Source organism: Lysinibacillus sp. 10T31, assembly GCF_056394365.1.
In genome coordinates this window covers 1-13,533 of the sequence record NZ_JBFTHS010000005.1, presented here as the reverse complement: position 1 = coordinate 13,533, position 13,533 = coordinate 1, and the positions used below count along the sequence as shown (strand labels likewise).

General features: G+C 33.1%; 12 protein-coding genes and 2 pseudogenes. 5 read left to right on the top strand and 9 right to left on the bottom strand.

Going from position 1 to position 13,533, the window contains the following annotated elements; translation table 11 throughout:
* The first annotated feature begins 53 nt into the window (after window positions 1-53).
* Window positions 54-661 (top strand): annotated as a pseudogene (locus AC1DCY_RS04185) (lysostaphin resistance A-like protein).
* 58 nt (window positions 662-719) lie between these two features.
* Here the strand turns inward: AC1DCY_RS04185 and AC1DCY_RS04180 are convergent.
* Window positions 720-2,144 (bottom strand): aminotransferase-like domain-containing protein, encoded by a 1,425-nt coding sequence (locus AC1DCY_RS04180; protein WP_477347722.1) that lies wholly within the window; start codon window positions 2,142-2,144, stop codon window positions 720-722.
* A gap of 107 nt (window positions 2,145-2,251) precedes the next feature.
* On the opposite strand from AC1DCY_RS04180, the gene AC1DCY_RS04175 reads away from it, so the two are divergent.
* Window positions 2,252-2,854: a LysE/ArgO family amino acid transporter gene (locus tag AC1DCY_RS04175; RefSeq protein ID WP_477347720.1), complete on the top strand. Its 603-nt coding sequence runs from the start codon at window positions 2,252-2,254 to the stop codon at window positions 2,852-2,854.
* A 378-nt stretch (window positions 2,855-3,232) separates the two neighbouring features.
* Window positions 3,233-3,676, top strand: coding sequence for a hypothetical protein (locus AC1DCY_RS04170; RefSeq protein ID WP_477347718.1), 444 nt, complete (start codon window positions 3,233-3,235; stop codon window positions 3,674-3,676).
* Window positions 3,677-4,367: 691 nt separating this feature from the next.
* Here AC1DCY_RS04170 and AC1DCY_RS04165 read toward each other — a convergent pair.
* The 6 genes from AC1DCY_RS04165 to AC1DCY_RS04140 all read right to left on the bottom strand — a co-directional run bounded on the left by AC1DCY_RS04165 (window position 4,368) and on the right by AC1DCY_RS04140 (window position 10,058).
* Window positions 4,368-5,141 (bottom strand): SDR family NAD(P)-dependent oxidoreductase, encoded by a 774-nt coding sequence (locus tag AC1DCY_RS04165; RefSeq protein ID WP_477347716.1) that lies wholly within the window; start codon window positions 5,139-5,141, stop codon window positions 4,368-4,370.
* A gap of 228 nt (window positions 5,142-5,369) precedes the next feature.
* Window positions 5,370-6,662, bottom strand: a complete 1,293-nt coding sequence (locus AC1DCY_RS04160) for a histidine--tRNA ligase (protein ID WP_477347714.1) — start codon at window positions 6,660-6,662, stop codon at window positions 5,370-5,372.
* A 634-nt stretch (window positions 6,663-7,296) separates the two neighbouring features.
* Window positions 7,297-7,590, bottom strand: a complete 294-nt coding sequence (locus AC1DCY_RS04155) for a hypothetical protein (RefSeq protein WP_477347712.1) — start codon at window positions 7,588-7,590, stop codon at window positions 7,297-7,299.
* Window positions 7,591-8,017: 427 nt separating this feature from the next.
* Window positions 8,018-8,527, bottom strand: coding sequence for a MepB family protein (locus AC1DCY_RS04150; RefSeq protein WP_477347710.1), 510 nt, complete (start codon window positions 8,525-8,527; stop codon window positions 8,018-8,020).
* A 320-nt stretch (window positions 8,528-8,847) separates the two neighbouring features.
* On the bottom strand, window positions 8,848-9,369 hold the full coding sequence (locus AC1DCY_RS04145; RefSeq protein WP_477347708.1) for a GNAT family N-acetyltransferase: 522 nt from the start codon (window positions 9,367-9,369) through the stop codon (window positions 8,848-8,850).
* A 272-nt stretch (window positions 9,370-9,641) separates the two neighbouring features.
* The gene (locus AC1DCY_RS04140) at window positions 9,642-10,058 is read right to left on the bottom strand and encodes a DUF4362 domain-containing protein (protein WP_477347706.1); all 417 of its coding nucleotides are present in this window, start codon (window positions 10,056-10,058) and stop codon (window positions 9,642-9,644) included.
* A gap of 190 nt (window positions 10,059-10,248) precedes the next feature.
* On the opposite strand from AC1DCY_RS04140, the pseudogene AC1DCY_RS04135 reads away from it, so the two are divergent.
* A pseudogene (locus AC1DCY_RS04135) lies at window positions 10,249-10,668 on the top strand (tyrosine-type recombinase/integrase); the annotation flags it as partial.
* A gap of 83 nt (window positions 10,669-10,751) precedes the next feature.
* On the opposite strand, the gene AC1DCY_RS04130 reads toward AC1DCY_RS04135, so the two are convergent.
* Together AC1DCY_RS04130 and AC1DCY_RS04125 are read right to left on the bottom strand one after the other, a co-directional pair.
* Window positions 10,752-11,132, bottom strand: coding sequence for a hypothetical protein (locus tag AC1DCY_RS04130; protein ID WP_477347704.1), 381 nt, complete (start codon window positions 11,130-11,132; stop codon window positions 10,752-10,754).
* Between the two features lie 145 nt (window positions 11,133-11,277).
* The gene (locus AC1DCY_RS04125; RefSeq protein ID WP_477347702.1) at window positions 11,278-11,538 is read right to left on the bottom strand and encodes a hypothetical protein; all 261 of its coding nucleotides are present in this window, start codon (window positions 11,536-11,538) and stop codon (window positions 11,278-11,280) included.
* Window positions 11,539-11,724: 186 nt separating this feature from the next.
* On the opposite strand from AC1DCY_RS04125, the gene hpaB reads away from it, so the two are divergent.
* Window positions 11,725-13,191, top strand: coding sequence for a 4-hydroxyphenylacetate 3-monooxygenase, oxygenase component (gene hpaB / locus AC1DCY_RS04120; RefSeq protein ID WP_477347700.1), 1,467 nt, complete (start codon window positions 11,725-11,727; stop codon window positions 13,189-13,191).
* Window positions 13,192-13,533 lie beyond the last annotated feature (342 nt).

Genomic DNA, 13,533 nt, shown 5'->3' with positions numbered 1-13,533 from the left:
CATTATGGTAAAATATATCTTTATTTTTTATGCATTAGAAAAGAAGGAAAGATATGGATAAAAACAAATCAAAAAAGATAAAGAAGGATTTTAGCCCGAAAGACGCTTTTTTTGTATTCTCTTCTTTTACATTCGTTTGTGTAGCAATCATTTTCGCTTTAATAGTTTATGATGTATTCACAATACAAGATTACCTATCATTCAATCAGCCATTTACAATGGTAATGAGAGTAGTCCTCGCTTCATTTGGTCTACTTTTGTTCTGTTCGGCGTAATTTTAACATGGTATATCCCATCGAAATACATAGACGAAACTAACAAAAGTTATCAAGATTATTCGTTGTTAGGTATTGTTGCTTTTATGTTTATAGGGGCATTATTTGAAGAAATTTTGTTTAGGGGAATTATTCAAAATTTGCTTTTTGAATTTATAGAACATAAATGGACCGCAATTATAATAACAACTTTATTGTTCTTAGTGATGCATACTCAATACTTCAAAAAACCTATAATGTTAATAAATATAACCGTTCCAAGTTTAATTTTCGGATGGATCTATTTTGAAACAAACAATATTTTAGTACCTTTTCTTGTACATTTTTTGATGAATATCGGAATGACACTATTATTCAAATACAATTTAATTAGGGTTAAAAGGTAATTCAGCAATTAAAACCATCACATCCCTAAAGATGCGATGGTTTATTCTTTTCTACGTTTTACACCCCAACAACACATTCGAATAATATTTGTAGTCCAATCTCCAACTCTTCATATGTTCCATATGCATATGATAACCGAATATGCTGTGTATCTTGAGGATCGTAAATATAGCCAGGATTAATGAGGACCTGCCGTTGCAATAGCTTGGTAAATAACTTTTTATCAACGATTGGCTCATGAAACTTTAGCCAAATATAAAAGCCACCTTTCGGTTTATCCCAACTAGCAATTTCCGTAAATTTTTCTTGTAATATACCCTCAACAAAATTGGCTCTCCGTAATAATTCTTTCCTTAAACTTTTAATATGGTTTTCATACTTACCCGTTTGCAACCAATGCAGCACAATTTCCTGTGAGATTGCGCTTGAACCGTAATCTGTTTGCATTTTTATATCTGCTAATCGCTCAATAACTGTAGTTGGACCGATTAACCAGCCAATGCGAAGTCCAGGGCTTAATGTTTTCGAGACACTGCCAATATAAAGGACTTGCCCGCTATCATCTATTGATTTAATTGGAGGCGTCGCCGCTTCAAATARCAATTCATGATAGACATCATCTTCAATAATAGGAATGCGAGACGCTTTACACGCTTGATAAAGTTCCCTTTTTTCAAGCGACGTCCATACCCCACCAGTCGGATTGTTTAACGTAGGAACAGCATAAAATACAGCCTGCCTTTTTCTTTTCTTTTGAGCTAAGGTTTGTGCAAGCTGTTCATCACGATCGATAGATAGCATTTTCATACCAACAGACTGAAAAGGATGTACTGAGTTTAAATATGACGTCTGTTCCTGGAATACGATAGACCCCTGCTCAAGCAGTCCTACAGCAATGAGCTGTAATGCTTGAAGTGCACCTGAAACAATACATACATTTTGGGGCTTTGCATGGATTCCTCTTTTTTTAACGTATTCGCAAATCGCTTCTCGAAGTTTATCGCTACCTTGTGGTGATGAATAGCCTAAAGCTTTCGGCTGTAAAGAGAGCTCTTTCAATGACGCTTCAATTTCAGCGGTTGGCAATAAACTTGGTGCTAGCTCCCCAGTTCCCAATCGAATAACATCATCGCGCTGCTCGTATTCATTGATTAATTGAATGGTATGATAATTGGGCTTATGGAGACTTGTTTCTATGTACTTTTGCCAATTTGGTTGTGTTTGTGTTATTAATGAATCCCAGGAATTTTGTGCTACATAAATACCTGAGCCTACCTTCGATTCCAATATTCCTATTGCTTTTAACTCTTCTAAAGCCTGTTGAACAGTACTACGATTGACCCCAAACTGCATAGCTAACTGTCTTTGTGTCGGTAGCTTTGTTCCTGCCACCCAATCTCCCCGTTCAATATGTTCAGTAATCCACTGAATAATTTGCTGCTGTAGTGTCATTTCACCGTGTCTACTTGGCTGCCAGCTCATTCGTATCACCTCAAACTTTCGAAATTGGATGGCTCAATAACCATCCAATTGGTCGTTTTCTTTTAGTTATAACATATTTAAAATGTTTAGTGAAAGGAGGAATTTCATTGGAAGCATTTCTACATGGAATGATTTTAGCATTTGGACTTATTTTGCCCTTAGGCGTACAAAATGTCTTTGTCTTTTCTCAAGGTGCAACACAGCCGCAACTAGTTCGTGCTTTACCCGCCAGCATCACTGCCTCAATTTGTGATACGCTTCTGATACTGCTTGCGGTATTCGGTTTATCAATAATTGTGTTGCAATTTGAGTGGTTACGTATCACCTTGATGAGTGTTGGGATACTTTTCTTACTCTATATGGGCTATACAATTTGGCGCTCAAATCCTGCATCTGCCGATAATAACGAAGCACTTCCTATAAAAAAACAAATTTTATTTGCGGTTTCTGTCTCTCTCTTAAACCCACATGCTATTTTAGATACAGTAGGTGTTATCGGGACGAGTGCTTTAAAATATAGTGGGACGGAGCAAATGTTGTTCACTACTGCATGTGTTTTGATTTCTTGGTTGTGGTTTTTCGGTCTTATCATTGCTGGAGCATCCTTGAAAAAACTTGATAGCTCTGGGAAACTTATGAACATTTTTAATAAATGCTCAGCGATTTTTATTTGGGCAACAGCTTTCTATCTTCTTAGTGGTTTACTATAACCTATTCACACAGGATACTGGTTTTTATTAATAGTCAAGAGTAAAGTAATTAACACGTATCCTATATACAATGTGCAACATTATAATACGCTATTTTTAAGCTGAACTAATTTTGATATTAATTCAGCTTTTATTTTTGTTTAAAGATATAGTTTGAGTATATTTAATAAAAGTATAGTATCTGTAATTTTTTCTATCCGTTATTCAACTAATGGAACAGGTTCGTTGAATAACGGATTTCCTTTATTAAAATTCGCATTAAGCGAACGAAGTAATAGGATATCTTTTCGGAATATTTCATTTACAATCACTTTATTTTATAGGATAATTTAATGAATTGGTATAATTTGTTAGAACACGAAAGTTAGGTGAAGTTAATTGTTCAATAATTTAGGTATATCTTTTATATGGATGTTACTTGCTTATACAGTCGCAACGTTAGTAGTTTTTATACATATGTTAATCTCCAACAAATTTTTTGGTGTTCAAAATGCGAAACAAGCAGGAACAACTTTTTTAAAATCACCAGTTTATGTAAAATCTAGACCCTTCCAGGTTCTTTACAATGTTTTAATATTTCCAATTTTTCTATGGCTATATAGTAAAGGGATTGATACGGATAATGTAAAAGAATTTATGCTTATTACCGTTATCCAATGGACAACACTTTCAATAATAATTGACTATATTAGTTGGGTTTTAATTCCCCATAAATTTAGGTTAACACATAAAGAATTTTATATTGATTATCAACCTTATATTACTTTAATTTATGTTGCAATTTTTGTTAGTCATTATATAGTTGGATTTTTCATTTCGTAAATTTTGTAGAATTCATAAACCTTTATTTCTTATATAGGGAGGCACAATAATTGGAGGTGCTTTCCTGTAATAAGTGAACTGAATGTTTTTAGTAAAATATATAAATTTGTGAATACATGTACTTAAACTAACCAAACTGCTCCGGTAGAAAAATGCACTACTCCTTATTGAAGTAAAGCTCCCATTCGTATTATAAGGTCAACCGGAGAAATCTGGTTGACTATTTTTTATTCAATTTATAGATTGATAGTAGCCGGAGTAGAACGGAAGCACCCGTGGGACTTGGTCCCGATAACTAAACTGCTCGCCCTCTACTTGTTAACACATGAATAGGCTGGTTAAGTTAAATGATAAGAACTCGTTTTGAAAAATGATTGATCAAAACGGGTTAAATCTTTGTGAAATACTATGCGATTTTTATAATAAAGTTTGATCATTTTCTACCTAGTAATTCTAAAACAATCGCGCCCGATTGTTTTAGAGTATTTTTTAATTATGATTTAAGATAGGCTCCACTTTAGCTATTCAATAAGAATAAAATTAGCGCTTCACCACAGAATATAAAATATCTTTCTTACATGGTAATTGAAGAAGGTAATAGATCAAACAGATTTATATTTTAAAAGACCGATATTTCTTATGCATTTATAATACATAAAGATGCTAGAGAGGTAATTTTATGATTTTTTCACTAAACAAAGCTTACCCCACCATCAGCAATGATATTTTGTCCAGTTATATAAGTCGCCTCATCAGACATTAACCATGTCACGACTGCCGCTGCTTCTTTAGGTGTTCCTATTCTACCCAAAGTATTTAGATTATTATATTTATCTTCGAGCCTTATTGCTTCTTCTGCTGATAAACCTTCAAATTTACTATCGATCATAGGAGTTCTAATTGCACCTGGTGTGAGAGTATTAACTCTTATTCCTTGCTTCCCGTATTCATGGGCAACACACTTTGTTAGAGTAATGATACCACTTTTACCTGTAGCATAGGTGGTAGTACCAGGTGAGCATAAAAAAGCATCAAGCGAGGACGTATTTACGATAGAACCCCCTCCATTTTCTAACATTGCTCGAAGCTCATATTTCATACAAAGCCAAACACCTTTTATTGTGACACCCATCATGTTATCAAAATCCTCTTCGCTAAATTCATGAGTGAGTGCTGTTTTACTTTCAGCATTTCCAGCATTATTAAAAGCAAAATCTAATTTACCAAAAGTTGATACGGTTTTATGGACCATTTGTTTTACTTCATTTGATTTACTTACATCAACAGATAAATACATGACATCGGAATGTATTTGCTTTAGTCTTTGTAAAGCTGTCTCTCCCTTTTTCTGATTTCTTCCTACAATAACTACTTTCGATCCCTCTTGGGCTAAACTTTGGGCAACGGCTAATCCGATTCCTGAAGTCCCGCCGGTAATTAAAGCTACCTTATTTTCAAACCTCATATGATATCCCTCCTTTTTAAATTCATTAATGTTCTGCTGACTTTATTTACATGCCTTCTTATTCTACTAAATGGCCCTTTTCATTAAGAAAGACGCTTTCTTATTTCAGAAAAGCGCCCGATTGTGGAATAAGAAGGTGAATAAATTCTATCTGTTTCCAAAACAGCTGAAATTAAAGCTATTTGTTGCAACATCAGGAGATTATTGCATTTTCACCTATGCCTCCGTTTATCTTTTCAGTAATGGTTTACTAAAATTATAACTTTTTTCTTCAGTCGTTCCTGTCATCATATTCTTCAGTTGATATGTGTTATTCTTAACTTCTTGCTCACCTAAAACAATAACGTTAGGTATATTTTCTCGATTTGCCTTGTCCATCGCCTTGCGTAGTTTTTTGTCGCTCAGTTCAACGACCACACGTTTTCGTTGTTGACGAAGTGTTGTGGCCAGCTGTAATGCTTCCTTTTCAACGCCCATAGGAATAATATAAACATCAATTTCACTTTCAGCAGCAACTTTTCCATTCAATTCAAATGCTGTAAATATCACATCTAAACCAAATGAAATACCGACTGTCGGAAAGCTTTGATCGCTGCCAATCAACCCACCAATTGCATTGTCATAACGACCACCACTGCCAATACTTGATTTAATGGAACCTTCCTTTAAAAAAATTTCATAGATAGTCCCTGTGTAAATTTCAAGGCCACGTGCTAAAAATGGATTAAAAATGCAATTGTCCATTATATTTAGAGCTTGCAAATACGAATCTAACTCACGCAGCTCTACAATACCTTCTTGCACAAATTTATTCAACGTTGCATATTGCTCGAAATAATCAAGTGCTGGTTCAGTATCTAAAAATTGTTCGATTGCAGCTAATGAATCGCTCGTTAACGCTAACTCTTCTAGCTCCTTCACTAATGTCATTCGATCAATTTTCTCCATTTTATCAAGTACTAATATAACTCTATTCATCACTGCTTCAGGTACAGCAAAACATTGCAACAAACCGTAAAGTAACTTTCGATTGTTGTACTGAATGAGAATGTCTACGTCCAGCTTACGAAATGCATCAACTGCCATCATCATAAGCTCTGCTTCAGCAGCTTGTGATTTTATACCAACAATATCCACATCGCATTGAGTAAACTCACGTAAACGACCTGTCTTAATTGGTCCATCACGAAATACTTTACCAATTTCATAGCGTTTAAATGGCATCGATAATTCTGGATTCATAGCAATAACCTTTGCAAATGGAATTGTTAAATCATAACGTAACGCTAAATCACGTTCCCCACGATCCGTTAGGGTATACATTTCCTGTAAAATCTCTGCCCCACCTGCATATTTAGATGCCATTAAATTTTTATAATTAAGAATCGGTGTTTCCAATGTTTTACAGCCATATAAAATAAACGTATCTTCTAATGTTCTACGAATTGTACGGCGAATAGCTTCTTGTTTAGGTAAATAATCTTGTGTTCCTCTTACATTTTGGTAATCCATCTTTTTCATCATATCTTCCTCCTCGTTTTTAGCAAATAAAAAAACCGTATAACACTAAAGCTCCAAAACGGCTTTAATTATACGATTCAACGGGAAAAAGTCTTCCTATTCAATATTAAAAAATTAATAAAGATAGCAAGACTAATCAATATGATGATGTGTAGTTTTGTTAATTATTGAGAAATATACGACCATAATTTTTACCTCCTTTTAAATTGAATTAATAATACAATATATGTTAATAAAATACAATTGGAATATTTATGAATAATTCAAGTTTGTAATAAATAGTTACCAAAGCATCGCGTAGTAACTATATATAAAAGAATGTTATTCAACAATCTGGCCCGATTGATGAATTGTCATAATCCAACTTGTCAATGCAATTGTATCAAACCTTTTTACAAACTATCGGACTTTATTACAACTGATCAATCTTTATTTTAAATCTACATCAGTTTCTTTATACTTAGAAAATCAAAATCTTCTATATTGAGAATATTCCTTATTCAACTAACCGGCTCCGTTAGTTCAATAAAGAAAAAAGAGCTGCCGATGCAACTCAATGATCTTTAATTAACGCACCCCGTTTGTTTAAGTACAATTTTCCACAAAATTTGTTGATTATCTTCTATTTTATTTACTATATTTCCCTTCGTTTTCTTGAAACAAAAATCATATTCACCATACTTAGTAATAGAACAACTAAAAACATATATAAGGTGATTGGGTCTCCACCCGATGGAACTTCATCAGCAATGTATCCCGCAATAATCATAAGTACCCCTGATACGATACAAGAAACAAAGGCCAACATAATGACCGAATATCCATTTACAACAGATTTTTTTAATAATATTAAAATTAATGTAACTAACAAACTAAAAATAAAAACACCCATTGAAAATTTTAGATAATTAAAAACATCTACTAACATTAAATCAGCTCCTTTTAGATTTAACGTTTACATATATTACGAAGTTTCCCTAAAATAACCTTACCCATTATTAATACAATCACCCCCTTAGGAACAGCACATCACGGCCTTATCCACATCTTTTTCATTTACTAAAACACTACCCTTATCATCAATAATGAAATCAACTTCGGCATTAGTAAGCCTTTTTATCGCTGAATCAATACTTTCTTGAGTTTGTATTGATGAATCAACCCATACGTTATAGCTTTTTTCTTGCGAACAGACAACTAACAGAACACTAATTACTGTAAATAGAATAAATAATTTTTTTATAATACCACCTCTTTTATAATAGTTAATAACTGCATAAATTTTATAAATTTGACGCTTATGCCCTCGAAATGTACAGTAAATATTTGAATGACACAGTTAAAGATATCTCATTTTAGAAAGAGTATAATTTTAATAGCTCATGTATTGATAAACTAGTAGTAGCGTCCACTTTAACAAAATATGGTGATTGCCACTTTTTAGTTGCTATTGCTTGTTTGCTGGTGGGAGTATCCCAACTAGGGTAAACTCTAATAGCCATTTTCCCCTTTGTATTAGCAGTTTTAAGGATGTTTTGTTTTAAAAGAACTTCTTTTGGAAAAACAAATTGGCCAAAATCACCATTATTATTAAAAGTGTTTATTACCAGTAAATCAGTGGCGTTCTCATATGAGAAAGCTTGGTTTTTATTAGGTGCATCCTTTTCCCAAAAGGAAACAAACTGTCCTACCTTGGTAGGTGTTATTTTTGCGACTCTAAATCTAACAGATTTAGAATTCAACTGAAAAATCCCAGCCCCGTAATCAGAATTTTGAGTTTCCTCTTGGATGTTTTTTATAATCAAATGATTAGGTTCATAAAGTAATTTATTTACATATGTTAACGTTTTATTAAATTCATTCATAGTTTTACTCCTTATCTTATACTACGAATACCAGTATATCATCTGCGGACTTGTAACCGTAATTGCTTATTAAAAAGCTTTATTTCATTAGTCTCTTCATTTTGATTTACTGGACAATTTGCTTCAAGTAAGTAAGCAATACCACTTTTGAAGGTGATAACTGAAGAAGACACAATTCCTTGTACAAGAATTGCGCCCGATTGCGGTATAAATATTATATTTTTGCTAAGACAGTGTTAACAAAATCAGTTTTTTCTTATGGATATTTGTATTTATTATAGGTCAAGACGTTGATAGCTTACATTTCTTTCCGAGATATCCTATTCTACTAAGGATTCTGCTATTTTCCCATCTAGATTTTTAATCGCCAATATCGAATTATCCTGAATGATGCCTGTATCTATGAAACCAAATGAAGCGTATAATGTTTTAGCTATGACATTACTTGTTCGATAAAAGAGGGATACATATTCTGCTTCCCCAAATGGCATAGTTTCAATATCCATCAACATTTTTTCAAAGGCAAGTTTGCCATATCCTTTCCCCTGATAACTCTTTTCAATCATAATATGCCAAATAAAATAGCTCTTCTTCCCGTAAAAAACTTCGTTTTCAAATGATTCGTGATCCAACGTATCATAAATATACATCAAAAATCCAACCGCAACTCCATCGGCATAAATGGCAATGGGAGTCGCTGGTATCCCGTCTGCGTTCAACGTATGAGCGTCTGCAAAGCTTCTGAGGTTAGTAGTTTCTATAAAGTCTTTCTGGTTTTCTCCAACTTCAAGTGCTATTACTTCATCTATGTTATCCCCGGTTATTTTTCGTAATTCAATCATTTTTTATCTCCTCTCCTAAGACAAGCCACTTTCACACATGGCCTAAAACATTCCAAATATCATTTCCATAATTCTCAAAATAGAGTACACAAAATATTCACCCATACTAACTCTTTTTTCCCTGTGATTTCTAATCCTTGTTCCGCAAAATGGCCTTGTTGAATTGTCCATCTTGTCAATGCAATTGTTTCAAACCTTTTTTCAAATTATCGGACTTTATTACAACTGATCAATCTTTATTTTAAAGCCCCCGTTTGTTTAAGTACTATTCTTCACAAACTAACTATTAGATGGTTTAGTTGTATTATTTTTGAAATGGGGACTGATAAAAATTCAATATTCTCGTTAAGATTCCCTTTACATTCGTTAAGAATATATTTATTGATTCCTTCTTCAGTCTCAACTATTATTTTTTTGCAGCTATATTCTTCAATAATATCCCCATCAACACTATGAGAAATATTAATTTGTTCTCCATCAAATGCTAAAGTACTAACCCCTCGTTGTCCCTCTATTCCATACTGTACATAGTTAATTTCAGCTTTTTTTTGATTTTTTATATTCTCAACAAATCTATCTAGACTCTCTAAATTTTGAATATCACCGTGCTCATTTATCACTTCTTCAATATTATTTGATTGACATCCTGCCATTAATAGCAAAAGCAATCCAATAATAACAAACCTCATTTTCTCCCTCCATCTGCGTGTAAATATTACACTAAAAAGTTCTATAACCTTCTTCAACTATCCTGCCCGTTAGTGAAGTATTTTTTTCTATGTATACTCTTTCTAGCAAATTGGAAATAACTTCTCTATAAATAATATTTTTGGAGGAATGTATTTTGTTAATGTCAAAAGCATGGGAAACATATGAATTGAGTTTATGTTTTCAACAGGATGTAGAATTGGAGAAGTTGCTTCACTAGAGAAGAATAATATTAATTGGTCAGAACGCTCTGCAATCGTTAGAGGTAAAGGAGATAAAGAAAGAGAAGTTTACTTTAATATTCGCTGTAATATTTGGTTTAAAAGATACATTGAAAGTCGTCAAGATAGAGATCCAGCGATTTTTGTTACTGAAAGAAATCCACATCGTAGGAGTCTTGCGCAAATGAGGTATATCATTAAACAAATCTCCAGTCGTGCTGGAATTAATAAAGATATACATCCCATCAATTAAGACATAGTTAAGCTACATATCTATTAAACAATGGGGCATGAAAAAAGTGAAACTACTCGAATTTATGCACAAATAAGTGGAAAGCTTAGGAAGGAATTTTATCAGAAATATTTTTAGTTTATTTAATACAGGGAAACACCATAATAAATGTTTCTCTGTTCAATTAATGCACTCCGTTAGTTGAAGAACTGTTTATTACCTTAAAGTTCTTTTCTAGTAATTATTTTATATAAAACCTCTGAGTCTTTAATTGGTAGTTTTATATATTTTGACTGACCCTCAGGAATTATCTCCAATCTATCTCTATTTGGAGTCACCCATATAGCATAGTTAATCGAACTCAAACTAAAACGATATTCAGGAGGAAGTGCCTTTTCTACCTTAATGTTTTCTTGCCATTCAGCGCTTTCAATTATTTCAACAACGGTCTTTATTTCATCAGATTTAACTACTTCTTTTATAATTTTATACCCTTTGCTTTGACGTTCTTCAACTGTAAATGGTGTCTCTGCTTGTATTTCTTTTGGTTCTTTTATTGTTTCTTCTTGATTACAGCCGACTAATGCAAAACTAATTACCACAAAGAAAATAAACAGTTTTTTTATAATACAATCACCCCTTGTTTATATAGAATACTAATTATCTACTAAAAGTTACTTATTCAACTAAACTGCATCGTTAGCACAAGAAGCGATCGCTCTAATTGAACAATCGTATCCCTTTAGCTTAAGAACAGCACATCACGGCCTTATCCATATCTTTTTCATTTACTAAAACACTATCATTATCATCAATAATGAAATCAACCTCGGCATTAGTAAGCCTTTTTATCGCTGAATCAATACTTTCTTGAGTTTGTGTTGATGAATCAACCCATACGTTATAGCTTTTTTCTTGCGAACAACCAACTAACAGACCACTAATTACTGTAAATAGAATAAAAAATTTTTTAATAATACCACCTCTTTTAATAGTTAATAACTGCATAAATTTTATAAACTTGACGCTATAAATGGAAGGAAGTTCCTAAACTAACCTGTTCCGTTAGTTATAGAAAGAATATTAGCAAGCTCTAGTTACATAGAATAATTTTAATAATAGTAAAAAATATTCGACGACTTAACTTGTTAAAACAGCTATAAACGAATAATTTTATTTAAATATCAATTAAAATTGGGGAGTGGAACATGGGGGGCTATTAATGGAAAAGATTACATTAACCGATTAAATCAGCTAAATAATGAAATTTGGTACGACGGTGAAAAAATTGAGGGGTTGTTATCAGAACACCCTGCCTTCAAGGGACTTATTCAGTCCAAAGCGGATCTTTATGATTTGCAACATGATCCAAAAATAAAAAATGAGATGACTTTTATTTCTCCAGTATCAGGAGAGCTTATTGGTCTTTCCTATTTGCAACCAAAAACGAAAGAGGACTTAATAAGAAGAAGAAAGATGATTGAACATTGGGCTAGGTATTCAGGGGGTATCATGGGAAGAAGCCCAGATTATTTGAACACAGTTTTAATGAGCTTTGCCTCTTCAGTATCCTTTTTAAATAATAAGGACAAATGTTTTCCAAACAATCTGCAAGCATTTTATGAATTGGCTAGGGAAAATGACCTGTCGTTTACACATACCTTTATTACCCCACAAGTGAATCGTTCTTATATCTACATTGAAAATACGGATGAGCCAATCGCCGCAAAAGTTATTGATAAAAATGAAGAAGGAATCATCATTAAAGGTGCACGTCTTCTTGCTACGCAAGGTGGTTTAACAGATGAAGTATTAGTATTTAGCGTAGGTAAATTTCTATTTAATGAAGATGAAGCTTTTGCTTTTTCGATCCCTTCTAACACAAAAGGATTAAAGTTTATTTGTAGGGAAACATTCATCGGCGGACAATCTTCTTTTAATCATCCATTAAGCTCGCGGTTCGAAGAAATGGATTCTATCGTTGTCTTTGACAATGTATTAGTACCTTGGGATAGGGTATTTTATTACAGCAATGCAGAAGTAGCCGGAGAATTCCCAATTCAAAGCTCTTTCCATCCCTTTACTAAGCACCAAGTATTGACCAGACAAATTGTAAAAACAGAGTTCGTCTTAGGTATTGCTGAGCTTCTTATAGAAACGATTAATATAAGCGAGTATCAACATATCCAAGAAAAGATGTCAGAAATCATCATTGGTCTAGAAACGATGAAAGCCTTATTAGAAAAATCTGAAAATAACGCAAAATTAGATGAATGGGGATATATGCGTCCAGAAATTTTCCCGCTTCAAGTTGCTGGTAACATCTTTCCTAAAATCTATCCTCGTTTCACTGAAATTATTCAGCTAATCGGAGCTAGTGGAATGATTACATTGCCAACCGAGAAAGCATTTCATTCTATTATTAGAAATGACTTAGATTTTTATCTTCAAGGAGCTACTAAGACCGCAGAGGAACGAGTAAAAATATTTCGTTTAGCTTGGGATCTAACAATGAGTTCATTTGGAACAAGACAAACCCAATATGAGCGATACTTTTTTGGCGACCCGATTCGATTATCCAGCGAATTATATAAGAAATATCCAAAAAATGAATATATAAAGGTAATTAGTAATTTCTTGAATCTTAAAAAAGAAGAGTAATAGAAATTCAATTATTGTCTTAAATGAATACAGGTTTAATAATTCCTTTTTAGGATCAAAATACTACGCTCAATCTATTTATACATTGAGCGTCCTACTATTTTTTGTAATGATTCCATGCTATTTTAACGATATTTTAGCTTTCTTTAAATCCTCTAAATTAACATTAAATGCAATATGTTTTTATGAAACGTGTTGAGACTCCCACCCCTAAAGGGACAAGCTGACTAATGTCAGTGGGATTCCTGAGTAACTATGCGTTCGCAGTCCATTTCTGTTTTGAACAGTTCTCAAGATTGGGGTATCCCATTACCCCTCCCTATCCAGTGCATATAGCAGATA